At 49.3% G+C, this 26,891-nt stretch carries 28 protein-coding genes, 1 tRNA gene and 2 rRNA genes (1 of these 31 cut by a window edge); 13 read left to right on the forward strand and 18 right to left on the reverse strand.

Annotated features, from left to right (window positions below; genetic code table 11):
- Positions 1–5: 5 nt before the first annotated feature.
- The 11 genes from ACOJUO_RS01845 to ACOJUO_RS01895 form a co-directional block, all read right to left on the reverse strand.
- A complete protein-coding gene (locus ACOJUO_RS01845) occupies positions 6–581 on the reverse strand; it encodes a hypothetical protein (protein ID WP_422135055.1) in 576 nt (191 codons plus the stop codon).
- Between the two features lie 74 nt (positions 582–655).
- Complete coding sequence (locus ACOJUO_RS01850) at positions 656–1,399, reverse strand: TVP38/TMEM64 family protein (RefSeq protein WP_422138757.1); 744 nt, start codon at positions 1,397–1,399, stop codon at positions 656–658.
- On the reverse strand, positions 1,365–2,669 hold the full coding sequence (hisD, locus tag ACOJUO_RS01855; protein WP_422138758.1) for a histidinol dehydrogenase: 1,305 nt from the start codon (positions 2,667–2,669) through the stop codon (positions 1,365–1,367). Before hisD ends, ACOJUO_RS01850 begins: the two co-directional genes overlap by 35 nt.
- A gap of 78 nt (positions 2,670–2,747) precedes the next feature.
- Positions 2,748–3,392 (reverse strand): ATP phosphoribosyltransferase, encoded by a 645-nt coding sequence (hisG, locus tag ACOJUO_RS01860; protein ID WP_422138759.1) that lies wholly within the window; start codon positions 3,390–3,392, stop codon positions 2,748–2,750.
- A gap of 194 nt (positions 3,393–3,586) precedes the next feature.
- Positions 3,587–4,849: a UDP-N-acetylglucosamine 1-carboxyvinyltransferase gene (gene murA, locus ACOJUO_RS01865; RefSeq protein ID WP_422137139.1), complete on the reverse strand. Its 1,263-nt coding sequence runs from the start codon at positions 4,847–4,849 to the stop codon at positions 3,587–3,589.
- 25 nt (positions 4,850–4,874) lie between these two features.
- Entirely contained in the window at positions 4,875–5,114 is a 240-nt protein-coding gene (locus ACOJUO_RS01870; protein WP_317145347.1) for a BolA family protein, read from the reverse strand.
- 247 nt (positions 5,115–5,361) lie between these two features.
- Positions 5,362–5,682, reverse strand: a complete 321-nt coding sequence (locus ACOJUO_RS01875; RefSeq protein WP_422135059.1) for an STAS domain-containing protein — start codon at positions 5,680–5,682, stop codon at positions 5,362–5,364.
- A 41-nt stretch (positions 5,683–5,723) separates the two neighbouring features.
- On the reverse strand, positions 5,724–6,395 hold the full coding sequence (locus ACOJUO_RS01880) for an MlaC/ttg2D family ABC transporter substrate-binding protein (protein ID WP_422135060.1): 672 nt from the start codon (positions 6,393–6,395) through the stop codon (positions 5,724–5,726).
- A 47-nt stretch (positions 6,396–6,442) separates the two neighbouring features.
- The gene (gene mlaD, locus ACOJUO_RS01885) at positions 6,443–6,904 is read right to left on the reverse strand and encodes an outer membrane lipid asymmetry maintenance protein MlaD (protein WP_422135061.1); all 462 of its coding nucleotides are present in this window, start codon (positions 6,902–6,904) and stop codon (positions 6,443–6,445) included.
- Position 6,905: 1 nt separating this feature from the next.
- Entirely contained in the window at positions 6,906–7,700 is a 795-nt protein-coding gene (gene mlaE / locus ACOJUO_RS01890; protein ID WP_422135062.1) for a lipid asymmetry maintenance ABC transporter permease subunit MlaE, read from the reverse strand.
- Complete coding sequence (locus tag ACOJUO_RS01895) at positions 7,697–8,512, reverse strand: ATP-binding cassette domain-containing protein (RefSeq protein WP_422135063.1); 816 nt, start codon at positions 8,510–8,512, stop codon at positions 7,697–7,699. The genes mlaE and ACOJUO_RS01895 overlap by 4 nt, the downstream gene beginning before the upstream one ends.
- Before the next feature lie 395 nt (positions 8,513–8,907).
- Here ACOJUO_RS01895 and ACOJUO_RS01900 point away from each other — a divergent pair, with 395 nt between their 5' ends.
- The 12 genes from ACOJUO_RS01900 to mgtE all read left to right on the forward strand — a co-directional run bounded on the left by ACOJUO_RS01900 (position 8,908) and on the right by mgtE (position 19,499).
- Entirely contained in the window at positions 8,908–9,858 is a 951-nt protein-coding gene (locus ACOJUO_RS01900; protein ID WP_422135064.1) for a calcium/sodium antiporter, read from the forward strand.
- Positions 9,859–10,103: 245 nt separating this feature from the next.
- Entirely contained in the window at positions 10,104–11,078 is a 975-nt protein-coding gene (locus tag ACOJUO_RS01905) for a KpsF/GutQ family sugar-phosphate isomerase (protein WP_422135065.1), read from the forward strand.
- On the forward strand, positions 11,078–11,611 hold the full coding sequence (locus ACOJUO_RS01910) for a KdsC family phosphatase (RefSeq protein WP_422137140.1): 534 nt from the start codon (positions 11,078–11,080) through the stop codon (positions 11,609–11,611). The genes ACOJUO_RS01905 and ACOJUO_RS01910 overlap by 1 nt, the downstream gene beginning before the upstream one ends.
- A gap of 318 nt (positions 11,612–11,929) precedes the next feature.
- A complete protein-coding gene (lptC, locus tag ACOJUO_RS01915; protein WP_422135066.1) occupies positions 11,930–12,502 on the forward strand; it encodes an LPS export ABC transporter periplasmic protein LptC in 573 nt (190 codons plus the stop codon).
- Positions 12,486–13,073 carry a lipopolysaccharide transport periplasmic protein LptA gene (gene lptA, locus ACOJUO_RS01920; protein ID WP_422135067.1) on the forward strand — a complete coding sequence of 196 codons (588 nt, stop codon included), beginning with the start codon at positions 12,486–12,488 and terminating at the stop codon, positions 13,071–13,073. Before lptC ends, lptA begins: the two co-directional genes overlap by 17 nt.
- A gap of 100 nt (positions 13,074–13,173) precedes the next feature.
- Positions 13,174–13,899: an LPS export ABC transporter ATP-binding protein gene (gene lptB / locus ACOJUO_RS01925; protein WP_422135068.1), complete on the forward strand. Its 726-nt coding sequence runs from the start codon at positions 13,174–13,176 to the stop codon at positions 13,897–13,899.
- Positions 13,900–14,156: 257 nt separating this feature from the next.
- Positions 14,157–15,611, forward strand: a complete 1,455-nt coding sequence (locus tag ACOJUO_RS01930) for an RNA polymerase factor sigma-54 (protein WP_422135069.1) — start codon at positions 14,157–14,159, stop codon at positions 15,609–15,611.
- Positions 15,612–15,781: 170 nt separating this feature from the next.
- The gene (gene hpf, locus ACOJUO_RS01935; protein ID WP_422135070.1) at positions 15,782–16,093 is read left to right on the forward strand and encodes a ribosome hibernation-promoting factor, HPF/YfiA family; all 312 of its coding nucleotides are present in this window, start codon (positions 15,782–15,784) and stop codon (positions 16,091–16,093) included.
- A 14-nt stretch (positions 16,094–16,107) separates the two neighbouring features.
- Positions 16,108–16,560 carry a PTS sugar transporter subunit IIA gene (locus tag ACOJUO_RS01940; RefSeq protein WP_422135071.1) on the forward strand — a complete coding sequence of 151 codons (453 nt, stop codon included), beginning with the start codon at positions 16,108–16,110 and terminating at the stop codon, positions 16,558–16,560.
- A 265-nt stretch (positions 16,561–16,825) separates the two neighbouring features.
- Positions 16,826–17,683, forward strand: coding sequence for an RNase adapter RapZ (gene rapZ, locus ACOJUO_RS01945; RefSeq protein WP_422135072.1), 858 nt, complete (start codon positions 16,826–16,828; stop codon positions 17,681–17,683).
- A complete protein-coding gene (locus ACOJUO_RS01950; RefSeq protein WP_422135073.1) occupies positions 17,683–17,952 on the forward strand; it encodes an HPr family phosphocarrier protein in 270 nt (89 codons plus the stop codon). The genes rapZ and ACOJUO_RS01950 overlap by 1 nt, the downstream gene beginning before the upstream one ends.
- 188 nt (positions 17,953–18,140) lie before the next feature.
- Positions 18,141–19,499: a magnesium transporter gene (mgtE, locus tag ACOJUO_RS01955; protein ID WP_422140103.1), complete on the forward strand. Its 1,359-nt coding sequence runs from the start codon at positions 18,141–18,143 to the stop codon at positions 19,497–19,499.
- Positions 19,500–19,573: 74 nt separating this feature from the next.
- Here the strand turns inward: mgtE and ACOJUO_RS01960 are convergent, their stop codons facing one another.
- Genes ACOJUO_RS01960 through pmbA form a run of 3 tightly spaced genes read right to left on the reverse strand, consistent with a single transcriptional unit; the run spans position 19,574 to position 21,470 of the window.
- Complete coding sequence (locus ACOJUO_RS01960; RefSeq protein ID WP_422138760.1) at positions 19,574–19,831, reverse strand: hypothetical protein; 258 nt, start codon at positions 19,829–19,831, stop codon at positions 19,574–19,576.
- Positions 19,824–20,066, reverse strand: a complete 243-nt coding sequence (locus ACOJUO_RS01965) for an AAA family ATPase (protein WP_422135075.1) — start codon at positions 20,064–20,066, stop codon at positions 19,824–19,826. Before ACOJUO_RS01965 ends, ACOJUO_RS01960 begins: the two co-directional genes overlap by 8 nt.
- A 48-nt stretch (positions 20,067–20,114) precedes the next feature.
- Positions 20,115–21,470, reverse strand: coding sequence for a metalloprotease PmbA (gene pmbA / locus ACOJUO_RS01970; protein ID WP_422137142.1), 1,356 nt, complete (start codon positions 21,468–21,470; stop codon positions 20,115–20,117).
- Between the two features lie 207 nt (positions 21,471–21,677).
- On the opposite strand from pmbA, the gene yjgA reads away from it, so the two are divergent.
- A complete protein-coding gene (gene yjgA / locus ACOJUO_RS01975) occupies positions 21,678–22,205 on the forward strand; it encodes a ribosome biogenesis factor YjgA (protein WP_422135076.1) in 528 nt (175 codons plus the stop codon).
- 36 nt (positions 22,206–22,241) lie between these two features.
- Here yjgA and ACOJUO_RS01980 read toward each other — a convergent pair whose 3' ends face one another.
- The 4 genes from ACOJUO_RS01980 to ACOJUO_RS01995 form a co-directional block, all read right to left on the reverse strand.
- On the reverse strand, positions 22,242–22,955 hold the full coding sequence (locus tag ACOJUO_RS01980; protein WP_422135077.1) for a glycerophosphoryl diester phosphodiesterase: 714 nt from the start codon (positions 22,953–22,955) through the stop codon (positions 22,242–22,244).
- A gap of 405 nt (positions 22,956–23,360) precedes the next feature.
- Positions 23,361–23,436, reverse strand: a tRNA-His gene (locus tag ACOJUO_RS01985).
- Between the two features lie 556 nt (positions 23,437–23,992).
- A 5S ribosomal RNA gene (rrf, locus tag ACOJUO_RS01990) occupies positions 23,993–24,108 on the reverse strand.
- A 217-nt stretch (positions 24,109–24,325) separates the two neighbouring features.
- Positions 24,326–26,891, reverse strand: a 23S ribosomal RNA gene (locus ACOJUO_RS01995); it runs 908 nt beyond the window's last position.

Genomic DNA, 26,891 nt, shown 5'->3' on the forward strand with positions numbered 1-26,891 from the left:
CAGGTTTATGACATTAAAGCCAGAAATAAAAAGGAACCAAAAAAACCAGAAAATAAACTCACAGTATGACCCAGCCCCCACCAAAGCCATCCCCTGTAATTGGTGCTGTGACGTTTCAATAATTCCGGGGTTACAGGCTGGAGTCTCGACAGATCTTCTAATAACAGCTGGTTAAACAGTTTGCCTTCAGGACTCTCAAAGCGATCCTCCTTCGTCACTTCTATCTCGACGATCAAAGCCTGCTTTTTATACCCTCTGCCGAGCATGTAATGACTCCAAACCAGCCTGTCATCTGATTTTTTTCGGAGATTTATTCCGAAACCATCAAACTCGCTCAGATGTTCCAGCGGAAAAAACTGTTCCACAAAAGCATCATGATAATACTCGCACCTCAAATCGCATGATGTGGAAAACCAAAGCCACTTTTCATAAGAAGTGGTCTTTTCAACAGTCACACACACCTTTTTTCCAGAAACGTGACAAACGGCTTCTGTTTCAGAATAGCCCAGAGCCCAACTATTGAGACACATTAAAATCAGACATACACTTCCAAGCAGTGGCCGCAGAACAGTCCTACACATAATTGCCCCTCTTTATTCGACTGAGAGTGACAAACATAGCAGTTAGTGAGAAAGCTCATCTGATACTCTTCCTGTTATATCGTCTTTGCCTGTTTTACCGCATGACTCAACAGAAAGAACAACCCTGCAACAGACAGGACGACCAGCAGCATGACCAACCAGCTTGACTGAGACGCTATTGCTTCACTATTCATCAGGGAAACAATGTCGTAGGTTCCGAGACCCAGCCAGATGGAGAAAAGCGTTCTGGGCAACATGCCAAGGAACCCACCCAGCAGGAAAACCGAAAACGGGACTTTCAATGCGGGCATCAACAGGTTCATTAATGCAAAAGGCAAAACGGGCGAAAGCCTGACCAGAAACATAAGACTCCAGCCGCTGGCATTGAGGGTTTTCAGTGTTTTTTTGACACGCGGGCTGTTTCGAAAGGTATGCATCAGGTGTCCACCATCCAGAAGTGCTCCCGCACAATAGCCCATTACTGAAGCCATCAGATAAGCTGACAACACATAGGGAATAGCATCCCAGCCAAGAAAAAAACCGGCTACCAGTGCCACAAAAGTGCTGGGCGTCAGAGCCAGAGCCATGGTCACAGCACTCAATAGAAAGAAAGGTAACCACTGCCCAACACTGAGGGCTGAAAGGTCAGCCTGATACCGGATTAATAGTGAAGCCGCCCAGGAACTGAATAGTAGTGGTGTACAGCTGAGCATAAGCGCAGCTATAACAGGCTTTCTGTTTTTCCTGAAGAGTGATAACAACGACACACCAGAAGTCGATGCTTCATTTCTTGATGCGGTATTCTGCTGAACGGGCATGAGCTGTCAGGGATTCTCCTCTTGCCATTACAGAAGCCACTTTACCTATTTCTGAAGCCCCTTCGGGTGAAAAGTGAATCAGTGAAGAGCGCTTCTGAAAATCATACACCCCCAGCGGGGAGGAAAACCGGGCCGTGCCGGATGTGGGCAATACATGATTAGGACCGGCACAATAGTCACCCAAGGCCTCGGCCGTATAACGACCCATAAAAATAGCACCGGCATGACGAATATCAGACAACAAAGCCTGAGGATCTTCTACAGACAACTCCAGATGTTCGGGAGCAATTCGGTTGCTGACCTCACAGGCGGCTTTCATATCCGGAACATGGATCATAATGCCTCGGTTATTCACCGATTCTGCAATGATCTTCCTGCGCTCCATGTCAGGCAACAAGCGGCGCATACTTGCTACAACCTGATCAAGAAAAGCCTGATCCGGAGACACCAGAATTGACTGAGCGTCTTCATCGTGCTCAGCTTGTGAAAACAGATCCATGGCTATCCAGTCCGGATCCGTGTGACCATCGCATAGGATCAGGATTTCCGATGGACCTGCGATCATATCAATGCCCACCTGACCAAACACCTCACGCTTGGCGGTGGCGACATAGATATTGCCAGGGCCAACGATCTTGTCGACGCCGGGAACGGTTTCTGTACCGTAGGCTAGAGCAGCCACGGCCTGAGCTCCACCAATGGTGAACACTTTTTTGACGCCAGCAACAGCGGCAGCGGCAAGCACCATGTCATTGACTACACCATCCGGTGTGGGCACCACCATAATAATTTCTTTTACGCCAGCAACATGAGCCGGAATGGCATTCATCATTACGGATGAAGGGTAGGCAGCCTTCCCTCCGGGCACATAGAGACCGACGCGATCCATAGGCAACACTTGTTGTCCAAGCACGGTTCCGTCCTCTTCCTGGTAAGTCCAGGAAGATTGCACCTGTCGCTCGTGATAGCTTCTGATTCTGCTGGCCGCTGTTTGCAGAGCCTGCCTCTGCTCCTGCGGGATGGTTTCCAGCGCTTTCTGAAGTTGCTCTTCTCCCAGAGTAAGATCTCCCATACCGGAAACAGAAAGGCGATCAAAACGATGGGTGAACTCTACCAGAGCCTCGTCACCACGGGAGCGCACTTCGGCGATGATATGCTTAACACGATGCTGAACCTCTTCGTCAGAGACACTATCCCAGGCCAGTAGACGACCCAGCTGCTCATTAAAATCCCGGTTTCCGTAGCTCAGTTGTACAGGATTCACCGTCATCGTATTACTCCGTCGCACTTTTTATCATAAAAACTTTTCATCCCGGATTGGAACAAGAATGCTCTTCCGTGATGGCAGTTAATGGGTTTGGGCGTCTACTGCAGCTCTCAACTGCTGAATCAGTGCATTAATGGCTTCAAACTTTACTTTCATGGAAGCCTTGTTCACCACTAGCCTGGAGGATACCTGAGTGATCAATTCTCTTGGCTCCAGCCCATTGGCCCTCAAGGTATTACCGGTATCCACGACATCAACAATGATATCTGCCAGGCCCACCAGTGGCGCCAGCTCCATAGAACCGTAGAGTTTGATAACATCGGCCTGACGCCCCTGGGATGCATAGTAGCGTCTGGCAACATTCACAAACTTGGTCGCTACTTTGACCCGACCGGTTGTTGGCTCTTCATGCCCGGTTTTACCAGCAGTCATGAGTTTGCATTGAGCAATTTGCAGGTCCAAAGGCTCATAAAGCTCGGTCGATCCATGCTCCAGCAACACATCTTTTCCAGCCACACCGACGTCCGCAGCGCCGTACTCAACATAGGTGGGTACGTCACTGGCTCTGACAATCAACAGATTGACGTCTGGATGAGTAGTAGAAATAATCAGCTTCCTGCTCTTGGCAGGGTCTTCAGCTAGTTCAATACCCGCCGCCTTGAGAAGAGGCAGTGTATCTTTGAGTATGCGCCCTTTGGAAAGCGCTATTGTGATCTGACTGGACATCCGGGACAGGCTTCCTTTGCTTTAAGTGGCGTAGTTTACACCAAACAGAAGATAACGTGGGTGTCATACACCCGTGCCGACTGAGGATTTTTATACTTTTATGAGAGAGAAAGATTCAGAACTGATCTAAGAGGCTCAGCAGGGACAAGCTTGAAGCTTGCCCCTGCTACATAGCTGCAATGAACAGAATGCTATCAGGCAGGTACACGCTGAATTTTCGCACCGAGCTGCTGAAGTTTCTCTTCAATACACTCATAACCACGATCAATGTGGTAAATACGTTCCACAACCGTGTCACCTTCAGCAATCAGGCCCGCAATCACCAGACTGGCTGATGCTCTCAGATCAGTCGCCATAACCGGAGCTGCCTTCAGTGAGTCAACCCCCTTAATCACAACGGTATTGCCTTCTACTTTGACGTCAGCTCCCATCCGCTTCATTTCCTGAATGTGCATAAAGCGGTTTTCGAAAACGGTTTCTGTGATGCTGCCTACGCCATCAGAAATCAGGTTCAACGCCGTAAACTGGGCCTGGATATCGGTTGGCATGGCAGGGTAGGGAGCTGTCCTAAGATCAATCGCTTCCGGACGCTTACCTTTCATGTCCAGCTCAATCCAATCCTCACCCCATTCTACGGTAGCACCAGCTTCGCGCAATTTAATCAGAATCGCATCCAGCAGATCAGGTTGAGTGTCCTTGAGACGAACGCGGCCTCCGGTTGCAGCCGCGGCGATCAGATAAGTACCGGTTTCAATTCGATCAGGTAGAACGGAATAGGTGCACCCTTTAAGACGCTCAACCCCCTGAACACGTATAACATCGGTACCAGCACCCTCAATTTTGGCCCCCATGGTTTTCAGACATTCTGCCAAATCAACCACTTCCGGCTCACGGGCAGCATTCTCGATAATGGTTTCACCATCGGCCAGACAGGCTGCCATAAGAATGTTTTCAGTTCCGGTTACGGTCACGGTATCCATGAAAATACGGGCACCTTTCAGACGATCCCTGATACTGGCCTTGATATAACCATCTTCAACCAAAATATCAGCACCCATAGCCTGCAGGCCACGAATATGCAGATCCACAGGTCGACTGCCGATGGCACAACCGCCGGGCAAAGAGACTTCAGCACGACCGAACCGGGCCAGCAAAGGCCCCAGAACCAGAATGGAAGCCCGCATGGTTTTTACCAGCTCATAGGGCGCTTTCAGCTGCTTGATGGTGCTGGCATGAACTTCAACGTTCATACGCTCATCGACCATCAGATCGATACCCATGCAGCCAAACAGCTCAAACATGGTAGTGATGTCGTGTAAATGGGGAAGGTTGCAGACAGTAACAGGATCATCCGCCAGCAGGGTTGCTGCCAGAATAGGCAGTGCAGAGTTCTTGGCACCGGAGATACGGATTTCGCCATCCAGACGCGTACCACCAGTGATAATCAGTTTATCCATCATAGTTTCACCTGTGATTCGCTGGTTAGGCCTGACGCTGCGCTTCTGAAGGTGTCTGGGTGATCATGGTCACCGCATGAATGGCACCACTGGCGATCAGTTCATTGAGGTGTTTGTACACCATCTGCTGACGTTTGATAGGCAGGGCCCCTTCAAACTGGTCACTGATAATGGTCAGCCGAAGGTCACACCCTTCTCCTTCTACCAGAACCTCTGAACCCGGGAAACTCTCTTCCAGCAGCGCCTTCACTTCGGTGGCTTGCATGCATTCACCTCTCAAAACAGTCATGAGCCGGAAAGACCGCCTCACGCCTTAAAAGCATAAACACAAAAACACCACCCAACAGCGGTATTTTCATGAAAAAATAACAACCACTCAACAAGCCCGTACTCTTTGTACGTACTCGCGGGCAAATCGATGGATCATATCGGACATTGACTGTACTGACCAGTCCCGAAAGGAGACTGGTAGCGAATAAACAGGCAAAAGGGCGTCACTCACTTGCATTTAATCAGGAAGCAGAAGGGCAAGTGCTTTCCTGCAGAATCGACGCTATTCCACAGACCTTGGCCAGGGCAGCAAGCTCCTCCGGTATGTCAGAAAGGCAGAGATGACCACCTCTACTCTGAGCCAGCCTGATCCAGGACAGGCAAACAGACAGGGTTGAGCTATCCCCTTTATGCAGTTGCCCAAGGCTGACTCTCAGGACGCCTCCGGGAGCTACGTCCTCTTCCAACAGCTTACGCCCCTCACTCTCCACCTCGACAGCATTATCAAAATTAACAATCCCGTTAAGAGAAAACTGTCCCGGTGCCAATCGTTCAAGCTGCATGATTTTGATTCCTGAATGCTCATAGCAAAAAATGGACAAAACTACTTCTTGCTGCTGCCGTCTGCTGAAGCCGACATGATAGCAGCCCAGTTATCTATCACGTAGGATACTTTCTTGTGCTTTTTCATAGCGTCTGCAAACTGGCTCTGGAATTGCTTGGCAATATTGATTCCTTCGATTGTCACGTTACGCAGCTTCCAGCGACCATCAACATGCACCATTGAGTAAAAGATCTCGACCGTGTTGGTGCTGGTACGAACCTTCATCCTGACGGGTATACGGCTGATTTGACCTTCCTGATATTTTTTCAGCAACTCAGGTGAGGTTTTATCCACACTCTCGATAACCAGACTAGTGTCGTCCAGAGACAACAGTGCCTTGCCATAGAAACGGATTAAACTATCCTTAAATACCGACTCAAACTTCTCAACCTGTTCAGGATTGCGATGAGCGTACTTGCCCATGACATAGCGGGCTACCTGGTCAAAAGCCACCACCGGAGATAAAAGACGATCGACTTCCTTGAAAAAACCTTCAGGATCTTTCTGGTACTGCTTCTTGTTCTTATTGAAAGTATCCAGCAACTCGGAGGTAATCTTCCTGACTTCCACTTCCGGGGGCTGCAAAGCGGGCGCAGCATAAGATACACCCATCACCATCAGACAGACCAGGGTCGTCATGAATTGTTGAACAGACTTTACCATTTTCATCATTGATTCCATCATCCTCTACAGGCTTTATATATTGGAGTTAATAGCCTTTAGTCCTTATCGACTGAACCCAGAAGGAATTTGCCAATCAACTCCTCCAGGATAACAGCTGACTGGGTATCCTCGAAGCGACCACCGGGCTTGATGTAGTCAGTATCTCCACCAATGCTGATACCAATGTATTTCTCTCCCAGCAGCCCTGCCGTCACGATAGAGGCAGTGCTGTCGACAGGAATGTTATTTATATGGGAATCGATTTCCATATCGACCTTTGCCATATAGGTCTGCTTGTCGAGCTCAACCTTGGTGACCCTGCCAATGATGACACCGGCCAGGGCTACTTTAGCTCTCGGCTTGAGGGCTCCAGTGTTATCAAACATGGCAGTCACGGTATAGGTTTGCTTGCCGCTTTCCAATGAAAGACCACTGACTTTTAGCGCCAGTACAACCAATGCCAGCATCCCGGCCAACATGAAACCGCCGACACTTATCTCTACCGTTCTCATCCGCATCTTAGAGTTCTCCAAACATGACAGCGGTCAAAATGAAATCCAGCCCCAGAATGGCCAGCGAAGAATAAACAACAGTCCTTGTTGTGGCCCTGCTGACCCCCTCTGAAGTGGGGATGGCATCATATCCTTGGAATACCGCTATCCAGGTCACGACAAAACCAAATACAAGACTTTTGATCAGCCCATTCCCTATATCCGCCGCCAGACTGACCGAAGCCTGCATAGTGGCCCAGAAAGAACCTTCATAAATACCCAGCCAATCCACGCCAACCATCACAGCTCCCAGTATACCGACCAGACTGAAAATGGCGGCCAGCAATGGCATGGAGATCACCCCTGCCCAGAAACGAGGCGCAATGACGCGCTTGAGTGGATCAACCCCGATCATTTCCATACTGGACAGTTGTTCTGTGGTTTTCATCAACCCTATTTCAGCCGTCAGAGCCGAACCTGCTCGTCCAGCAAACAACAAAGCTGTAACTACCGGCCCGAGTTCTCTCAAAAGGCTGAGAGCCACCATCTGCCCCACGGCATCTTCTGAGCCGTATCGTATCAGTATGTTGTAGCCCTGCAAGGCCAGCACCATACCAATAAACAGCCCTGACACGGTAACAATAATCAGCGACATGACACCGACACTGTATAACTGCTGAATCAACAAGGAGAATCGGTTACTGAAACCGGCTCGGGAGAAAATAGCCAGTACCAGAAAAATGCCTGCCCGGCCCATGGATTGAATCTGATCCAACCCAAAACGGCCGAGCTGCGATAATCTGTCAAGAATACCTGTGCTCATCCGGTCTCCCCACCCAGCAATACTTCTTTATAATCCGGTGCCGGATAATGGAATGGCACAGGACCATCAGATAGTCCGTTCATAAACTGTTTAACCCGGGAATCATTGGAATTCATAAGACGCTTCGGCTCACCCTGGCCAATAACTTCACCATCGGCTATCAGGTAGAGGTAGTCGGAGATTGACGCTGTTTCATGAAGATCGTGTGATACCACAATACTGGTAATATTCAGTGCTTCGTTCAACATTCTGATCAATTTTACCAGCACACCCATGGCTATAGGATCCTGCCCTACAAAAGGCTCGTCGTACATCACCATAGCCGGATCCAGTGCAATGGCTCTGGCCAGTGCCACACGACGGTTCATTCCACCTGACAGTTCTGCCGGCATCAACGACCAGGCCCCCCTTAGCCCTACCGCCTCCAGCTTCATAAAGACAATATCCCGAATCATCGGCTCAGCCAGTCTGGTATGAATGCGCAGAGGAAAGGCAACATTTTCAAACACCGACAAATCGGTAAAAAGCGCACCACTCTGAAAAAGCATGCCCATCTTACGACGGGTACGAAACAACTCTTCACGGGAGAGCAGATCGAGATTCTGGCCATCCACAAAGATCTGTCCGGAGTCAGGGCGAAGCTGACGTCCGATCAAACGTAATAACGTCGTTTTACCAGTACCCGATGGCCCCATAATACCCACCACCTTTCCTCTGGGAATGGCGATATCAACATTCTTGAAAATCGTTCGATCGCCTCGATGAAACGTCAAACCACGGATCTCAATAAAGTTATCACTTGCCTTTGTCATTGGAAGGCTATTCCTTGTCTATGTGTGGACTGCACTCAGTAGCAACCGCCGTCCCCTGGTAGCTTACCACCAACCCGCATCTAATTATGGCGACTTTCAGCTACCTTTTGAACTGTGGGAACGTATCCTTATCAGTATCACTGCATCCAAACAGCTTCTTTACCGGCTTTTTACTATCTTTTCACTATCAACAGACTTAGACTGGGCTTTTTTATCTAGAGTCCGTACTGGCAGAACAATGCTATATGAACCGATCCGTTCCGAGAATGACTGCTCCCTTTCTGATAATGGTTTTTTCACACAATAATGACTGAATAAAATCATCTTGCCGCTTCCAAGGTAAAAAAAAAAGTATCTCAGCCAATCATCCTGAATTAGAGAAGAGAATTTATCCTATGCTCATTGCCCTTGCTGCCATCCTGGTGGGTTTCATTATCCTGACCTGGAGTGCAGACCGTTTTGTTGCCGGTGCCGCTGCTACGGCCAGCAATCTGAACGTCTCAAGAATGTTAATCGGCCTGACAGTGGTCTCCATAGGCACCTCTGCACCTGAAATTCTGGTCTCTCTATCGGCTGCACTGCAAGGATTCCCGGGACTGGCCGTGGGCAATGCCATGGGTTCAAACATCGCCAACATCGGCCTGGTTCTGGGTGTTACTGCCCTGATAGCCCCCCTGCCTGTTAAAGCGGCTCTGACCAAGAGAGAAATTCCCCTTCTGTTGGTGATAACTATTATTTCCGGTCTCTGCATTGCCAATGGTTATCTGGGTCGAATAGATGGTTTGATTCTGCTGGCAGGCCTCGTCATTACCCTTTACCTGATGATCCACTGGCAGAAACAACACCCGGATGAGGCAGTGGTGGAAGATGAAGACATTCCAGAGCTGTCCTCAGCAAAAGCCTGGTTTATGCTGGGTTCTGGTCTTTTACTGTTGCTGGGCAGCTCACAGCTACTGGTATGGGGGGCCACCGAGATTGCTAAGGCCATGGGCATCAGCGACCTTGTGATCGGGTTGACGATTGTTGCCATTGGCACCAGTCTGCCAGAGCTGGCCGCATCCATCACCAGCGCTCTGAAAGGCCATCATGATATTGCCTTGGGTAATGTGATCGGCTCAAACACGTTTAACCTTCTGGCGGTTCTCTCCATGCCCGGACTCGTAGCTCCCGGAGCACTGGATCAGGCAGTTATCCTGCGGGATTATCCTGTTATGCTGGGCATGACAATATTGTTGACCCTGGTCTGCGTGATTGGCAGGAAACCTCGACATTTGGGCAGAATGACAGGCATTGCGCTGCTCTCAATATACTTTCTCTATGGTGCCTGGTTATTCATTCAGCACTGACTTTTTCAGGCAGGGCTGACCGGTCAGCTCTGCCTCCCGGGTTTCTCCATTTTAGCCCGTGTTAAGACTATCCTGCACGGCAACTGCTCCTGCATCCATGCGGTCGTGCGGTTGCGATAAGGTCTATAGTATCGGAATCAGGAGGAACTGATCATAGTGCACAGGTTTTAATGCAGAAATCCCGAACTGTTACTGTGGCGAAAGGCACTATAGAATAGCCGTGTCACAACTAATCTGTACGTAATATGACTACTGACGAGCCGTTCATCTCAATTGGTCGCCGCACCGTTACCATGGAACTGGAAGCTGTTCAGAGCCTGATAGACAGGATCGACAGCAGTTTTGCCAGTGCCTGCCGTGTTATGCTTGAATGCCGTGGCCGGATTATTGTCGTTGGCATGGGCAAGTCGGGACATATTGCCCGCAAGCTTGCTGCAACCCTCGCCAGCACCGGCACCCCTGCCTACTTTGTACACCCCGGGGAAGCCAGCCATGGTGATATGGGAATGGTCACCCATGAAGACGTGGTTCTGGCTCTTTCCAATTCTGGCGAAACCAGCGAAGTCATTACTCTATTGCCCCTGCTGAAAAGACTGGGCACCCCCCTGATCAGCATGACCGGCAACCCGAATTCAACACTGGCGAAAGATGCTGAAGCCCATCTCAACACCGGGGTGGAAAAAGAAGCATGTCCTCTGGATCTCGCGCCTACCTCGAGCACGACCACAGCCCTGGTAATGGGCGACGCACTGGCCATTGCCCTGCTGGAAGCCCGCGGGTTTACTGCAGAAGACTTTGCTTTCTCTCACCCTGGTGGCTCTTTAGGTAAACGACTGCTTCTGAAAGTAAAAGACATCATGCACATTGGCAGACGGGTACCAGAAGTTCCCCTGGGCACACCAATGAGCGAAGCCCTGCTGGAAGTTACTCGCAAAGGCCTGGGCATGACCGCCATTGTCGATAACAAACGCCATGTCATTGGCATTTTCACCGATGGTGACCTGCGTCGGGCTCTGGACAAGGGCGTCGACCCCAAATCCACACTGATTGATGAAGTGATGACCAGCCACTGCAAAACCATCCACCCCGAGATTCTTGCGGCTGAAGCCCTGAAGATTATGGATGACCGGAAAATCAATGCTCTGATCTGTGTTGATGATGACAATGAACTGATCGGTGCCATTAATATGCACGACCTACTGAAGGCGGGCGTTGTATGATCAGTTCTTCACTACAATCTGCCGCCGCCAGGGTTCGTTTGGCTGTTTTTGATGTCGATGGTGTTCTCACTGACGGCAAACTGTTGTTTGGTGAGCATGGCGAATCAATGAAAATATTCAATACTCTCGACGGTCATGGCCTGAAAATGCTCAAGCAGTCGGGTGTAAAAACGGCCATCATCACCGGCCGTCGATCCGTATTTGTTGAAAAACGAGCCTCCGACCTGGGCGTAGATTTTCTCTATCAGGGCCGCGAAGACAAGTTTGTCGCTCTGAAAGAATTGCTTCAGGAAGAAGGGCAAGGTCTTAGCCTGGATGAAGTGGCCTACATCGGAGACGATCTGCCAGATCTTCCAGCCATTCGACAGGTTGGTTTTGGCTGCAGCGTTCCTAACGGGCACTACTACGTTCGTGAACACTCACCTGCTATCACTACTAATCGTGGCGGCGAAGGTGCAGCCAGAGAATTTTGTGATTTCATTCTTAAAGCCAAAGGCAAGCTGGATGACATGCTGGCCAGTTACCTGAAATAGAGAGTTAAAATACCCAAAATATCGCTGTGATAGTTTTCCACCATTACAGCGATACCTTTCCATTCAAGCGTTTCTTTGACGACAAGAAAGCACTACCGTTCAACTCTTCTTACGTAAGGCCGACAGCGAGTGTCTAGTATTTGAAAACATTCGTCTGCAGCCCCTGATGATCAAATAAAATCATGGTAAACTGAATTCATTTGCTGCGAAAATGCTGCCGACTGCACAAACCGGGCATCATTTTCCTGAATGGCCTTCTTTTGTCGGTATCTGCCTTTGCAGACTCTGACCAGATTGTGACCCGGAGCCAATGATCTGATGCCCAATCGGAACCTGATAATGATTGCTTTTCTGATGCTGATAATGGTCGGAGTTGGCTATTGGGCTTATGACAGCAAACTCCATGTTGGGGTTCAGAAAAAACAGCCTCTGGTTCGTGAGAACGCTGACTACTATTTCATTGACACCAGGGTCACCCAGTACAACAAAGAGGGCGAACTGGATTACATACTGGTCTCAGACAGTATCACCCATTACCCGCACAATGACACAACGTTGCTGCAAACCCCTCATCTGGAGAATTTCAATACCCCCGGAAAACCCATGGTGGCCGACGCCCTCTATGGCAAACTGTTGCCCGGCAGCGAGGATATAGAGCTCTGGGATGATGTGGTGATGACCCAGACGAACCTCGGCAATGGTAGTAAGGTTCGAATAGACACTGATTTCATGACCATATACTCTGAAAAGGATCTGGCAGTCACTGATCGACCGGTACTGATCACCAACGACACTGGACGTACGCGCGCCATTGGTATGGAGGCTTTCTTCAAGGAGAGTCTGGTTAAACTCAAGTCTAGGGTAAGAGGATTTCATGAGCCAAAGCCATGAACAGGCCAAGCGCCTTGATCCAAATGAGCGGCCAGACAGAAAGAGTCGTCGCAGAGGGGTCGAATATTACCTGATGCTGGGGGCCACGGCTCTGCTTCCAGTCATGGCACAAGCATTGCCATCTGACCGGCAGAAGCCTATTGAGATCGAGTCCAACACCGCCGATATCGATAACAAGAAAGGTGTATCCATCTATAAAGGCAATGTTGTGATGATTCAGGGCACCACCCGAATTACCGGAGACAAGGTGACCATCTATTCCGTCCAGCAGGAAGTTAAAAAAATTGTGGCAGAAGGCGACAAGGAAAGAGCTTACTACGAAGAACAGCAACCTGATGATCAGGGCATTCTGAAAGCCTGGGGTCATACTATCGATTATCAGGTGGCTGGCGATAAGATCCAACTGATCAAGCAGGCGCAGTTGACCCAGAAGGGTGATACCTTCACAGGTGAACGCATTGATTATGACCTGACCAAGCAGACCGTGAATGCCAAGGGCAGTGAGAACAAAAGCAACCCGGATGGTCGGGTCAAAATGATTTACCAACCCAAACCTGAGAGCAAGCAGTAATACTCATATCCCATTACACTCACTGCTCAACGACTGAACAGGCTTGAAAGGGCTGCCAGAAAAACGACAGCTAACTTTTAAACAGGAAGACAAACTCCGGATGGCAACGCTTAAGGCAGAACATCTCAGTAAAAGCTACAAAGGCAGACAGGTCGTCAAAGATGTATCTCTGGCTGTCGACAGTGGTCAAATTGTCGGACTTCTTGGCCCCAACGGGGCAGGTAAAACTACCTGCTTCTACATGATTGTAGGTCTCGTAAAAGCAGACGGTGGACAGGTTGACCTTAGTGGCCAGAGTTTAACTCACGAACCTATGCATGGCCGGGCCAGAGCTGGCGTAGGTTATCTGCCACAGGAAGTTTCTATTTTCAGGAAATTGACGGTCACCGATAACCTGCTCTCGATATTGGAAACCCGTTCCGACCTTTCCCGGAAAGATCGCATCGCAAAAATGGAGTCATTGCTGGAAGAGTTTAATATCAATCATATCAGGGACAATCCGGGTATGAGCCTTTCCGGTGGTGAAAAGCGCAGGGTAGAAATTGCCCGAGCTCTTTGCACTGACCCAAAATTTATTCTGCTCGATGAACCCTTTGCCGGTGTTGACCCCATTTCTGTTGGTGACATCAAGGCCATTATCACGCACCTGAAAGCCCGGGACATCGGAGTCCTGATTACCGACCACAATGTCCGGGAGACACTGGATATCTGCGAGAAGGCCTACATTGTCAGCGAAGGCACTATTATTGCCGAGGGTGATAGTCAGACTGTCCTGGCTAATCAAAAGGTTCGTGACGTTTATCTCGGGCATCAGTTCAGTCTCTGATCATCTCTTGACTGGTCTCGCGAAAGAAGCGGGCAAAGATGTTGAGCTGATTTATTTTCATACTCTTGTTCTGAATGTTGCATGGCTGACTTGATGAATCACTTTCCCGAAGCTTCAGATGTGATTATAATCCCAGTGACATGGAGAGTAGCCCAATCAAAATAATGAGCAGACACTGAGATATAACTGTCAGGCGCTGATGGCATCAAATCTGGCACCCTCAGTGCAGACACCGAAGTAAAGGTATACAGTTGCCTATGAAGCCATCCTTACAGCTAAAAATGGGCCAGCAGCTGACCATGACACCTCAGCTGCAGCAGGCCATAAGGCTTCTGCAACTTTCCACTCTGGACCTTCAGCAGGAAATCCAGGAAGTTCTTGAATCCAATCCGATGCTGGAGTCTGAAGAGTCCGTTGAAGAACCACCTGCATCTGGTGATGAAGGGGAACAGCCTGTTGACTTCAATGAAAAAGCAGAACAGCCCCCGGAACCAGAAGAGCCCCAGTGGGCTGACAGCATACCCAATGACCTGCCCGTTGACTCCGGATGGGATGATGTCTATTCCAGCCTGCCCGCTGCAACCGATGAAGAACATGATCCTTTTGCCCGCTCCCGGGCCAATGAGTCCCTCCAGGACTATCTGGAATGGCAGTTAAACCTGACTCCCATGACTGACAGAGACAGGCTGATGGGCCTGGCTGTGATCGAAGCCATCAATAATGACGGGTACCTCACTCACTCCCTGGAAGAAATTTATCTCTCGCTACAGGAACAGGTAGAGGAACTGGCGTTTGAAGAACTTCAGGTCATGCAACGACGGATTCTTCACTTTGATCCGGTGGGTTGTGCCAGCGCTAACCTGAAAGAATGTCTCGAAGTTCAACTCAATCAACTGCCACAAGAAACCCACTTCCTGAAAGAAGCACGTCTGCTGATCCAGAATCATCTACAGGCTCTGGGCAGTCGTGACTATGCCCAAATCATGCGGCGTACCCGTCTCAAAGAACATCAACTGAGGGAAGCCCTTAGCCTTGTTCAAAGCCTCAACCCGAGGCCCGGATCAGAAATCGGCCAGGCGGACACGGAATACGTCACCCCCGATATTTCGGTCACCAAAGTCAGGGACCGCTGGGCGGTTGAACTGAACTCAGAATCCCTGCCCAGACTTCGCATCAACAACAATTACGCCTCAATGGTGCAACGTGCCAACAACAGTCGTGACAATGTCTTTATGAAGAACCAGCTGCAGGAAGCCCGCTGGTTTCTGAAAAACCTGCAAAGTCGTAACGAAACCTTACTGAAAGTAGCGGGCAAGATTGTTGAATTTCAGAAAGATTTTCTGGAGCAGGGTGAGCAGGCCATGAAGCCCCTGGTGTTGGCAGACATTGCTCAGGCGGTGGATATGCACGAGTCCACTATTTCCAGGGTCACTACACAGAAATACATGCACACTCCAAGAGGCGTGTTTGAGCTGAAATACTTTTTCTCCAGCCATGTCAGCACAGCCACTGGTGGAGAGTGCTCATCAACAGCCATCAGAGCCTTGATTAAAAAACTGGTATCCGATGAAAACCCTAAAAAACCACTGAGTGATAACAAAATCGCCGGCTTGCTGGGGGACCAGGGGATCAAAGTGGCCAGGAGAACCATCGCCAAATATCGTGAATCAATGAATATACCGCCATCGAATGAACGCAAGCAGCTTATCTGAGCCTTCAGCGATTGAGGTAACAAGCCCTTATACCACAAATCGCCCCATAGATTTTTTGTCTCAGAACAGCGCTAACTGTCATTGACAGTGATAGACTTTCAATCAGGGTTGCCCGTACAATCCCGGGGGCAGTCCAATGTCGAGAATCGGGATCAGCAGGAGAGCGTTACATGCAAGTCAACATCAGTGGACATCATGTAGAGGTGACTGAGGCTCTGAAAGATTATGTCACCAAGAAACTCGACCGCCTTGCCGCCCACTTTGATCAGATTACAAACGTTCAGGTCACTCTGAGTGTTGAGAAACTGAAGCACAAAGTGGAAGCGACTCTACATGTTCGTAGGGCGGATATTAATGCAACCGCTGAGGCTGAAGATATGTACGCTGCCATTGATGACATGTCGGACAAACTGGATCGACAACTGGTAAAACACAAAGAGAAAACGCTTGACCGGCTACAGGGTGCCAACGGCCGCCTGTAAGCATCGATCGTTGTATGATTATTGAAAACATTCTAACCCCCGGGCGCACCCTCTGCGATGTGCAGGGGGCCAGCAAAAAGAAAATCCTGGAAATTGTTGCGGAAATCATCAATGAGCATGTTCCCGCTATCAAAACCAAGGATCTGTTTAACAAGCTGATTAACAGAGAGCGACTCGGTACCACCGGTTTGGGCAAAGGCATAGCCCTGCCTCACTGTCGCTCCAGTGCTTGTCAGCATCCTACCGGACTTCTGATCAAACTGTCTGAACCCATAGATTTTGACTCTGTGGACAAGCAGCCGGTCGATCTGGTGTTCGCACTTATTGTTCCGGAAGAAAATACTCAGGAACATCTCAATATATTGCAGGCTGTCGCTGAGCGCTTTCAATCAGAAGTATTGTTAAGTCAGATGCGAGCGGCAGAAAATTCCGAGGCACTTTACAGCATCATCTGTTCCCCCATTTAACGACTGTAGATAAAAAATATTTTGCTTGCTGATCTGATAACAGAAGCAGGCAAAATGTTTCTTGCTCAGAAATCCTTTCTTCTTCACTTTTGTCACTACAAAGCCTATTTATCCTTCAAAACTGCATGGAATAGAAATATCCGGACTATGCTAGAAATAAAAGAAAGCGACTGGTTCTAATCTCATTAGGTTTTGATAGACTTGCCTCACTCGGAACCAGGTGAGAGACCTGTTTACACAGTCAAACAATCGGGAAGGACACACCATGAAGCTGGTCATCATCAGTGGACGTTCAGGCTCCGGCAAAAGCTCCGCCCTTCACGCCCTTGAAGATGAGGGTTTTTACTGTGTAGACAACCTTCCTGCCAGCATGCTGAATGATCTGCCAACCAATCTTAAAAGCAACCTGGTCGAACCGCACCGTATGGCTGTCAGCCTCGATGTTCGTAATGTGCCCGGCTCTCTGGAACGCTTCCCGACATTGTTGGAAAAGTTGAAAAAACAGGGGGTTGAGTGTCAAGTAATCTTTCTCGACGCAGACAGCAACACCCTGATGAAGCGCTATAGTTCGACACGCCGTCGCCATCCTCTGAGCAATGACAAGGTTTCCCTGACAGAAGCCATTAATCTGGAAAAGAAACTGCTGGCCCCACTGGCTGAAGAAGCTGATATTAGGCTGGACACTTCGCCACTGTCTGTCCATGAAATCAGAGAACAGATAAGACAACGACTCTGCGGCTCCACCAGCAAAAGTATGACCCTGATGATCCAGTCCTTTGGCTTCAAGCACGGTATGCCAGTTGATGCCGACTACGTCTTTGATGTTCGCTGTCTGCCTAATCCTTTCTGGGTTGAAGCCTTAAGATCCTTCACTGGTCAGGATCAGCCAGTTAAAGATTTTCTGGCATCAGAACCCATGGTGAATGAGATGTTTGAAGATCTCAGCACATTCGTGGAAAAATGGTTACCAAGGTTCGAATCCGGACAGCGCAGTTATATGACGATTGCGATCGGATGTACCGGGGGGCAGCACCGTTCCGTATTTATTAGTGAAAAACTGGGCGAGTGGCTCAAAGAACGTTTTGACTGTGTTCAGGTCAGACATCGGGAGCTTTCCAAATAATGATCCAGAAGCAGATCACCATTATTAATAAACTTGGTTTACATGCTCGGGCAGCATCCAAATTTGTTTCTACAACGACGGCTTTTGCCAGCCAGGTGAAGGTGAGCTTTAACGGCCGTGAAGTGGATGGGAAAAGTATCATGGCCGTCATGATGCTGGCTGCTGGAAAAGGCTCTGTCCTTGATTTGACATTTGAAGGCCATGATGAAGAAGAGGCCTGTTCGGCTCTGTGCAATCTGATCAATGATTTTTTTGAAGAGGGTGAGTAGTCACCCTTTTCATCATTAAATCCCTGTTTATACTGGTCTCTCGAAAAGCTTTGCCAGAGATTGAAAGCCCGGCAAAGCTAACAAAGAATGACATGTGAAATGACTGAGTCTGACTATCAGACTTGATGGTTAAAAGAACAGAAGTTCGATACTCAGACACTTCTACCAAAAAAACCGGATACGCATCTATGGTTCAACAGCTACAACTGAGTATCGGAGACAAGGCATTTCAGGAGCTCAACGAAGCCCTTGAGCACGGTGTTTCTCCTGAACTCAGGCGTATGCTGAATGGTCTTCCGGCTCCGGATGCGGCACACCTGCTTGAATCTTCCCCTCCCAAACTTCGCAGCCTTCTCTGGCGCCTGATCGATCGAGAGATGGAAGGCGACGTATTGCAGGAGCTGAGCGACGAAGTCCGGCAGTTTTTCCTGGACAGGATGAATGTGGCAGAACTCAAAGTCATTACCGAAGGTCAGGACGTTGATGACATAGCTGACTTGCTACAGCAGCTACCCGACGCCATCACCCGAAAAGTGCTGGATTCTATGGACAGCCAGGACCGGCAACGGGTAGAAGCCGTTCTCTCTTATCCGGAAGACACAGCCGGTGGACTGATGAATACTGATGTCATCACCATCCGACCCAGTAGTACGCTTGATGTTGTGCTTCGTTACCTCAGGCGTCACAAGGATATTCCGGAGATGACAGACAGTCTGTTTGTCGTCAACCGCAGAGACGAATACATTGGGGCATTGCCTTTATCCGTTCTCCTGACCACATCCCCTTCAGCCACAGTTTTTGAAGTAATGCAGACCGATCTGAAACCTATCGCTGCCGATATGGAAGACAGCCAGGTTGCGCAATTGTTTGAACGGCAGGATCTGGTATCAGCACCAGTAGTTTCGGAGCATGGTCAGCTTCTAGGCCGCATTACGATTGACGACGTGGTAGATGTTATCCGGGAAGAAGCCGAACACTCCATGATGAGCATGGCAGGCCTGGATGACGATGAAGACACCTTTGCTCCCGCACTGAAGACAGCCCGTCGGCGTGCAGTCTGGCTGGGTATCAACCTGATAACAGCCTTTATTGCCGCTTCTGTCATAGGTATGTTTCAGGCTACCATAGACAAGGTCGTTGCCCTGGCTGTCCTGATGCCCATTGTTGCAGGAATGGGCGGCAATGCTGGCGGACAGGCTCTGACCCTGGTGATTCGGGGCATGGCACTGGGCCAGATCAGTCGGACCAACCTTCGATGGCTGCTCAGTCGTGAATTAATGGCAGGGTTTCTCAATGGCGTACTCTGGGCTGCTCTGGTTTCCCTGATTGCCTACTTATGGTTTCATGACCCGGTCATTTCTCTGGTGATCGCCTGTGCTATGATCATCAATCTCAGCACTGCCGTTATTGTCGGTGCCAGCCTGCCCGTTGTTCTCAAATCCATGAACATAGATCCCGCATTAGCTGGCACCATAATACTAACGACAGTGTCCGATGTTGTTGGATTCCTATCCTTTCTGGGACTGGCGGCCTTGTTTTATGGCTGACACTGCAGTCTGTCTGCTAACTCTTTATCATTGAAACAGCTTTAACTGATCCTCAGTAGCGACATACAGCGGTGTCATCCCCAAAACCCTGGCTGCTGGACATTTGCAGGTCGGTTTTTTGGCAGTATCACTTGACTCACTATCAAACCCGCTTCCAGTGCTTTATTTTCAGCTTTGCTGACTGTTCGGATCTGGCTACCCTCTCTGCCGGGCTCCAAAATGATCACACTATTTGGATCAATACCCTCATTATTCAGTATTGCTTCACTGTGGGTACTTATGATGATTTGCCTTCTCCTTGTTTTTGTCTTTCTTTGAATTCGATCAATCATCAGGGGAGTTTGCTGCACTATGGAGTGATAATTCTGGCTCTTCCAATAGCAGAACCCCCATACCTTCCATCAAACTCCAAAGAATACCCAACAATCTCAACGTTCCATCAGAAAAGTGCTCTTCTGATTGCCACCCTGCATTTGGACGATGATGTTCATATTGTGCTTCCAGATGAGGTTGACCTCTTTCGTTCCGGATATATCTCAAACCTTTAAAAATGTGATTATCATTCATTTAACCTGCTTTTATACTCAACCAAATAGATAACAGGCTGAACCCTTATCACTCACCCGCCAGAGTCATCTCACTGATCAGAATCGAACCGGTCTGAATACTCCCTCTGCGATCATAATCACTCCCTGCAGCCACCATATTCATAAACATATCTTTCAGGTTTCCAGCGATAGTCACTTCAGAGACAGGATGCTGTATTTCGCCATTTTCAACCCAATAGCCACCCGCACCTCTTGAGTAATCACCTGTGACAATATTCACACCCTGCCCCATCAACTCGGTCACCAGCAAGCCCGTTCCCATCTGTTTCAATAACTCTTCCCTGCCGCCTGCATTGCAGTCAAGGAACAGGTTATTGACACCCCCGGCATTAGCCGTACTCTTCATGCCCAGCTTACGGGCAGAATAAGTACTCAGGAGATAGCTGGCCAGAACGCCATCAGAGATAAAATCCTTGGCCCGGGTTGCCAAACCGTCATTATCAAAACTGGCCGAACCCAGTGCTTTTTTCAGGTATGGCTGCTCATGGATGCGCACCCAGTCAGGAAATATCTGCTTACCCAGATGATCCAGCAGAAATGAAGCCCGACGATAAAGGCTGCCACCACTGATACTCTCCAACAAGTGTGACACAAGGCCTGAAGCCACTTCTGCTGCAAACAGCACGGGCACCTGACCCGTAGGGACTTTACTGGCACCCAGCCGGGCCACCGTTCTTTCCGCTGCCTTGCGACCGACATCCGCAGCAGACTCAAGATCATTACCATCACGGGCGACGGTGTACCAATAATCTCTCTGCATTTCACCGGCTTTTTCACCAATCAATATACAACTCAGACTATGACGACTGGAAATATAGCTGCCTACAAAGCCGTGACTGTTCCCATATACACGACAGCCTTGATGAGTACCGACATTGGCACCGTCAGAATTCTTGATTTTACTACTAAACGATCTGCCAGCTTCCTCACACTTCAAAGCCAGCTCTATAGCCTCTTCTGCACCAACACCCCAAGGGTGATAAAGGTCCAGCTCTGGCAGTTCAGTCGCCATTAACTCTGCATCGGCAAGACCGGCACAGGGATCTTCCGAAGCATATCCAGCAATATCACAAGCTGCCTTCACCGTCTCCCTGATGGCTTCAGGTGTACTGTCTGAAGTACTGGCTGATCCTTTTTTCTTCCCCTGATAAACGGTGATACCGAAACCCTGATCACGGTTAAACTCCACTGTTTCAACATCACCCATTCTGACGCCCACCGAAAGACCTGCATCGAGACTGACACCGACTTCACAGGCATCTGTGCCCTGACGTCGGGCTTCAGCCAGAATATCCCTGACCAGGGTCTTCAGGCGATCCTCTTCAGAGCGGGGATCCAGTACAGCGTTGGTTTTATCACCCATGAAATTCCTGCCTTTCAGAATTATACGTGTAAGTCCTATTGTGCCGTGCCCAGCCACAAATGCCCATAGCGAAAGAAAAACAAACCATTCACCATAAGCACTATCACCATTGGCCCAAAACAAGTCTGGCAGCCTTCCTTCTACACTCATAGCTGAATATCCGTAACTGGAGTAAAATGCCTGCATCTCTCTAAGTAGACCTGAACCATGTCAGATCAAGACCTCTCCCCATTTGAAGACGACGCTGAAGAAATCATTTACGTCAGCAAATCCGAGCTCAAACGCGATATGGACGAGCTCAAGGCCATGGGTGCCCGCCTGATGGATATGAAGCCAGCCATGTTGGACAAGCTGCCCCTGAATGAACGCCTCAGGGAAGCGCTGGATGAGAGCAAGCGAATTAAAAGCAATAATGCCCGCAAACGGCACTTGGGCTTCATAGGCAAATTAATGCGAGACCAGGAGCTGGAACCCATCCAGAAATATCTCGACAGCCTGGATTCCACCAGTGAGGAATACAGCCGTCGCTTTCATCAATTGGAGCGCTGGCGTGACCGGTTGATAAACGAGGGGCATGAGGTGCTCACCGAATACCTCGACAAATACCCTGAAGCCGATCATCAACACATACGACAACTGGTACGTAACGCTCAAAAGGAAGCCGTACAGGACAAACCTCCCGCAGCTTTCAGAAAACTATTCAAATACTTGAGAGAAGTAGACGAAGAGCACTAATCTTCATTCGCAACCGAGTGCCTGCCCGGCACTCTGTCAAGCGATTAAAGCAGGATTATCCGAAAAGACGCCATCAACACCCCAGGCTCTTAATCGATCAGCCATATCCTTGTCGTTAACGGTATAGCAATACAGCTCATAACCTGCCGCTTTGATGTCATGCGCGTTTTTCTCTTTGAGTTTTTTGCCATTCAGATGAATCGTTTTGGCACCAACCTGTCTGGCTTTGTATTTCCAGTTTCGAGGCAGCGACTCGAAAAGACAACCAATCCTGCTGCCAGCTTTTGCCCGATACAGAACCAGAAGTTTATGATTAAAGCTCGATACCAACAGTTGATCCTCGGGGAAATCAGCTGCTTCTATGGCTGCAACCACCTCCTCAACCAAAAGCTTTAAATCGCAGCGATTGGGCTTCAACTCAAGATTCAGGCTCAGCTTCAGTTTCTTGATCAAAGCCAGTGTTTCAAGAAGTGTTGGCACCTTTTCACCGGCGAACGCCTCCGAGAACCAGCGTCCGGCATCCAGAGTAGCGACCTGAGCCAGATTCTTTCCCCTCAAATGCCCATTTCCTGAAGAAGTCCTGCTCATTGTTGGGTCATGAAACATCACTGCTGAGCCATCTCCCAGCAGTGTCACATCGAGCTCTATCCATTTCAGCCTCAAATCGGCCGCCTTCCGAATACCAGCCAGAGTATTCTCCGGAGCCAGAGCAGCTGCACCTCGATGCCCGATCACTGAGTCCATAATCATCTGCTTATCTCTTCAAAGCCCGCTGAATTACTCGTCTACTATTATGCTTGTTTTTGCGGCAAAAAAACCCCAGACACTAAAGCTCTGGCAGACTTCTGACACAATAATGCAGCCCTCTGATGACATCTTATGCCTTCAGCCCTTGAAGGCTTTTAACACAACGTTGTTGTTCGATCAGTGTCGGGAGCATTGATTGACCACCTGCCAAGCAGTCATCTTTCCTATGCTGAAGGCTTGAATGAAGCGAAAAGAAACGCTATCTCCTGACACATCGCTTGCAGAAGACTATGACAGAAAATACAGGATTTATCTTGAGCTGAGTGAAGATCAGCAGAAGTATTAGAAAATAATGAGTGCTAAGTTCAAAAAAAAGGCCTGACTTGATAGTCAGGCCTTTTTTAAAAGTGGGGTGGACGATGGGGTTCGAACCCACGACCACCGGAATCACAATCCGGGGCTCTACCAACTGAGCTACGCCCACCACTTCGTTGCTTCGAGGAAGAAATGCCATCCCTGAAGACGCGGCTGATTATAAGGAAAGCCGAGTTCCTTGCAAGCAAAAAATAGCACTTCTGGTAAAAACCGAAATCTTTTTGTTCTGTCGGCTTGAAATATTCCGGATACATGTTGCCCTTGTAAGCACCGCTACGAGAGACCTTTCATTCAGGCGCTTTTTTCTACCGTCATAATCAAACCCCAGTTAAAAGCAAAACATTAACCGGAGTTTTTGACGATGTCGATTAGGGGGATTTAGCGCTTATTTATCGCCGATGCCAGTACGACTTTTCTCTGTGATGGGTATAAGGTCGCAAATCACTGAATAAAAAAAGCCCAACGAATTCGATCTTGGGCCTTTTTTTATTCAATGCCTGACAGTGACTTACTCTCACATGAGGAAGCCCCACACTACCATCGGTGGGGCCGCCGAGGTGGGGCCGCCCAGGCATGTGTCGTTTCACTTCTGTTCTGCCACATTCCTTTGCCCACAAAACAAAAACCCCGGTCAATCTCTCAACCGGGGTTTTGCTTTATTCAATGCCTGGCGATGACCTACTCTCACATGGGGAAGCCCCACACTACCATCGGCGATGTGTCGTTTCACTTCCGAGTTCGGGATGGGATCGGGTGGTTCCAACACTCTATGGTCACCAGGCAAAACTGGTCGAGCCGTTGGCTCTCGAGCTGGAAGCTTTAAGCTGGAGGCTTGAAGCTGTTTCTCGAAAACTAAGGCTCTGGAATCCAAATCTCTTTTAAGCTGTGTCGTCTATTCTTGCTCAACACTCTCGTTCACTGTGTACGGCTTCAAGCTTCCAGCTTCAGGCTTCCAGCTTTTGCTGGCAGCTTCGCTGCGCAAATCGCTTTGGCGTTATATGGTCAAGCCTCTCGAGTCATTAGTACGGGTTAGCTCAACGCCTCACAACGCTTACACACCCCGCCTATCAACGTCATAGTCTTTAACGTCTCTTATGGGCCTTGCGGCCAGGGAAGTCTCATCTTGAAGGGGGCTTCCCGCTTAGATGCTTTCAGCGGTTATCCCGTCCGAACTTAGCTACCGGGCAATGCGTCTGGCGACACAACCCGAACACCAGTGGTTCGTCCACTCCGGTCCTCTCGTACTAGGAGCAGCTCTCCTCAAACTTCCAACGTCCACGGCAGATAGGGACCGAACTGTCTCACGACGTTCTAAACCCAGCTCGCGTACCACTTTAAATGGCGAACAGCCATACCCTTGGGACCGGCTTCAGCCCCAGGATGTGATGAGCCGACATCGAGGTGCCAAACACCGCCGTCGATGTGAACTCTTGGGCGGTATCAGCCTGTTATCCCCGGAGTACCTTTTATCCGTTGAGCGATGGCCCTTCCATTCAGAACCACCGGATCACTATGACCTACTTTCGTACCTGCTCGAGATGTACCTCTCGCAGTCAAGCTGGCTTGTACCATTACACTAACCGCACGATGTCCGACCGTGCTTAGCCAACCTTCGTGCTCCTCCGTTACTCTTTGGGAGGAGACCGCCCCAGTCAAACTACCCACCACACAATGTCCCCGATCCTGCTAAAGGACCTGGGTTAGAACCTCAATATTGCCAGGGTGGTATTTCAAGGTTGGCTCCATGCAAACTGGCGTTCACACTTCAAAGCCTCCCACCTATCCTACACAAGCAACATCAAGATCCACTGTGAAGCTGTAGTAAAGGTTCACGGGGTCTTTCCGTCTAGCCGCGGATACACTGCATCTTAACAGCGATTTCAATTTCACTGAGTCCTGGGTGGAGACAGCGTGGCCATCGTTACGCCATTCGTGCAGGTCGGAACTTACCCGACAAGGAATTTCGCTACCTTAGGACCGTTATAGTTACGGCCGCCGTTTACCGGGGCTTCGATCAACCGCTTCTCTTGCGATAACAGCATCAATTAACCTTCCGGCACCGGGCAGGCGTCACACCGTATACGTCCACTTACGTGTTAGCACAGTGCTGTGTTTTTAATAAACAGTCGCAGCCACCTGGTATCTTCGACTCCCTTCAGCTTACGGAGCAAGTCCGATCACCAAAAGGGGCGCACCTTCTCCCGAAGTTACGGTGCCATTTTGCCTAGTTCCTTCACCCAGGTTCTCTCAAGCGCCTTGGTATTCTCTACCTGACCACCTGTGTCGGTTTCGGGTACGGTCCCTTTTGACCTGATGCTTAGAAGTTTTTCCTGGAAGCCTGGCATCAACCACTTCCCCACCTTGGTGGGTTCGTCATCAGTTCTCGGCTTTGTGAACCCGGATTTGCCTGAGTCCACAGCCTACGACCTTAAACAGGGACAACCATCGCCCTGCTGGCCTAGCCTTCTCCGTCACTCCATCGCAGTCAAAAGGGGTACAGGAATATTAACCTGTTTCCCATCGATTACGTCTTTCGACCTCACCTTAGGGGCCGACTCACCCTGCGCCGATTAGCGTTGCGCAGGAACCCTTGGTCTTCCGGCGAGGGAGCCTCTCACTCCCTTTATCGTTACTCATGTCAGCATTCGCACTTCTGATACCTCCAGCCCACCTCCCGGTGAACCTTCTACGGCTTACAGAACGCTCCTCTACCGGTTCAGTTGTCAGTTTGCAGTTGTCGATTGTCAGTTTGAACTGAGTTATTTAAAACTCTTGTGCAAACTAACCAACATCTTACTGACTTGGTTGTATTCGGTTTTGAGGTCTTGCCATTGCTGATCGTCAATGTAATTGAGATCAAGGCAGTACCTTAACCAAACTCTCATTTCGTCAGATGATCCGATAGCCATCAATATGAACCTTCGAAACTCTGCTTTTGAGATGATCAGTTTCCCATGTCCTTCAGCAATATTTGCACAGATTCCTTTACTGGCTCTGCGCATCTGATCAGCAAGTCCATGCATTTGTTCAATTCTCGAAAATTCCAGCGAGAGCTTGTGAACTTTCAAAGAAAGCTTATAGGCCCGTTGAAATACTTCTAAATCTTCAAATCGCTGCATACTTACTTCTCATACTGCCAACTGACAACTGTAAACTGACAACTGAACCCCGTAGCTTCGGTGAATAGTTTGAGCCCCGTTACATCTTCCGCGCGAGCCGACTCGACCAGTGAGCTATTACGCTTTCTTTAAAGGGTGGCTGCTTCTAAGCCAACCTCCTGGCTGTCTGGGCCTTCTCACATCGTTTCCCACTTAACTATTACTTTGGGACCTTAGCTGACGGTCTGGGTTGTTTCCCTTTCCACGACGGACGTTAGCACCCGCCGTGTGTCTCCCGTGATTGCACTCATCGGTATTCGGAGTTTGCATGGGGTTGGTAAGCCGGGATGGCCCCCTAGCCCAAACAGTGCTCTACCCCCGATGGTGAGACACGAGGCGCTACCTAAATAGCTTTCGAGGAGAACCAGCTATCTCCGGGCTTGATTAGCCTTTCACTCCTATCCAC

The organism is Endozoicomonas sp. ALC020, assembly GCF_049275935.1.
Classification (GTDB): Bacteria; Pseudomonadota; Gammaproteobacteria; order Pseudomonadales; family Endozoicomonadaceae; genus Endozoicomonas_A.

Excerpts from the sequence above, each read along its gene's own strand:
- ACOJUO_RS01950 (WP_422135073.1), top strand. The coding sequence starts at position 17,683 with ATGATCCAGAAGCAGATCACCATTATTAATAAACTTGGTTTACATGCT.
- ACOJUO_RS01845 (WP_422135055.1), bottom strand. The coding sequence starts at position 581 with ATGTGTAGGACTGTTCTGCGGCCACTGCTTGGAAGTGTATGTCTGATT.
- ACOJUO_RS01965 (WP_422135075.1), bottom strand. The coding sequence starts at position 20,066 with ATGAATGATAATCACATTTTTAAAGGTTTGAGATATATCCGGAACGAA.
- ACOJUO_RS01850 (WP_422138757.1), bottom strand. The coding sequence starts at position 1,399 with ATGCCCGTTCAGCAGAATACCGCATCAAGAAATGAAGCATCGACTTCT.
- mgtE (WP_422140103.1), top strand. The coding sequence starts at position 18,141 with ATGGTTCAACAGCTACAACTGAGTATCGGAGACAAGGCATTTCAGGAG.
- ACOJUO_RS01960 (WP_422138760.1), bottom strand. The coding sequence starts at position 19,831 with ATGATTGATCGAATTCAAAGAAAGACAAAAACAAGGAGAAGGCAAATC.
- ACOJUO_RS01870 (WP_317145347.1), bottom strand. The coding sequence starts at position 5,114 with ATGCAAGCCACCGAAGTGAAGGCGCTGCTGGAAGAGAGTTTCCCGGGT.
- hpf (WP_422135070.1), top strand. The coding sequence starts at position 15,782 with ATGCAAGTCAACATCAGTGGACATCATGTAGAGGTGACTGAGGCTCTG.
- ACOJUO_RS01930 (WP_422135069.1), top strand. The coding sequence starts at position 14,157 with ATGAAGCCATCCTTACAGCTAAAAATGGGCCAGCAGCTGACCATGACA.
- pmbA (WP_422137142.1), bottom strand. The coding sequence starts at position 21,470 with ATGGGTGATAAAACCAACGCTGTACTGGATCCCCGCTCTGAAGAGGAT.
- mlaD (WP_422135061.1), bottom strand. The coding sequence starts at position 6,904 with ATGCGGATGAGAACGGTAGAGATAAGTGTCGGCGGTTTCATGTTGGCC.
- murA (WP_422137139.1), bottom strand. The coding sequence starts at position 4,849 with ATGGATAAACTGATTATCACTGGTGGTACGCGTCTGGATGGCGAAATC.
- lptA (WP_422135067.1), top strand. The coding sequence starts at position 12,486 with ATGAGCCAAAGCCATGAACAGGCCAAGCGCCTTGATCCAAATGAGCGG.
- mlaE (WP_422135062.1), bottom strand. The coding sequence starts at position 7,700 with ATGAGCACAGGTATTCTTGACAGATTATCGCAGCTCGGCCGTTTTGGG.
- ACOJUO_RS01875 (WP_422135059.1), bottom strand. The coding sequence starts at position 5,682 with ATGCAGCTTGAACGATTGGCACCGGGACAGTTTTCTCTTAACGGGATT.
- ACOJUO_RS01895 (WP_422135063.1), bottom strand. The coding sequence starts at position 8,512 with ATGACAAAGGCAAGTGATAACTTTATTGAGATCCGTGGTTTGACGTTT.
- ACOJUO_RS01940 (WP_422135071.1), top strand. The coding sequence starts at position 16,108 with ATGATTATTGAAAACATTCTAACCCCCGGGCGCACCCTCTGCGATGTG.
- rapZ (WP_422135072.1), top strand. The coding sequence starts at position 16,826 with ATGAAGCTGGTCATCATCAGTGGACGTTCAGGCTCCGGCAAAAGCTCC.
- yjgA (WP_422135076.1), top strand. The coding sequence starts at position 21,678 with ATGTCAGATCAAGACCTCTCCCCATTTGAAGACGACGCTGAAGAAATC.
- hisD (WP_422138758.1), bottom strand. The coding sequence starts at position 2,669 with ATGACGGTGAATCCTGTACAACTGAGCTACGGAAACCGGGATTTTAAT.
- ACOJUO_RS01880 (WP_422135060.1), bottom strand. The coding sequence starts at position 6,395 with ATGATGAAAATGGTAAAGTCTGTTCAACAATTCATGACGACCCTGGTC.
- ACOJUO_RS01980 (WP_422135077.1), bottom strand. The coding sequence starts at position 22,955 with ATGATTATGGACTCAGTGATCGGGCATCGAGGTGCAGCTGCTCTGGCT.
- ACOJUO_RS01900 (WP_422135064.1), top strand. The coding sequence starts at position 8,908 with ATGCTCATTGCCCTTGCTGCCATCCTGGTGGGTTTCATTATCCTGACC.
- lptC (WP_422135066.1), top strand. The coding sequence starts at position 11,930 with ATGCCCAATCGGAACCTGATAATGATTGCTTTTCTGATGCTGATAATG.
- lptB (WP_422135068.1), top strand. The coding sequence starts at position 13,174 with ATGGCAACGCTTAAGGCAGAACATCTCAGTAAAAGCTACAAAGGCAGA.
- hisG (WP_422138759.1), bottom strand. The coding sequence starts at position 3,392 with ATGTCCAGTCAGATCACAATAGCGCTTTCCAAAGGGCGCATACTCAAA.
- ACOJUO_RS01905 (WP_422135065.1), top strand. The coding sequence starts at position 10,104 with ATGACTACTGACGAGCCGTTCATCTCAATTGGTCGCCGCACCGTTACC.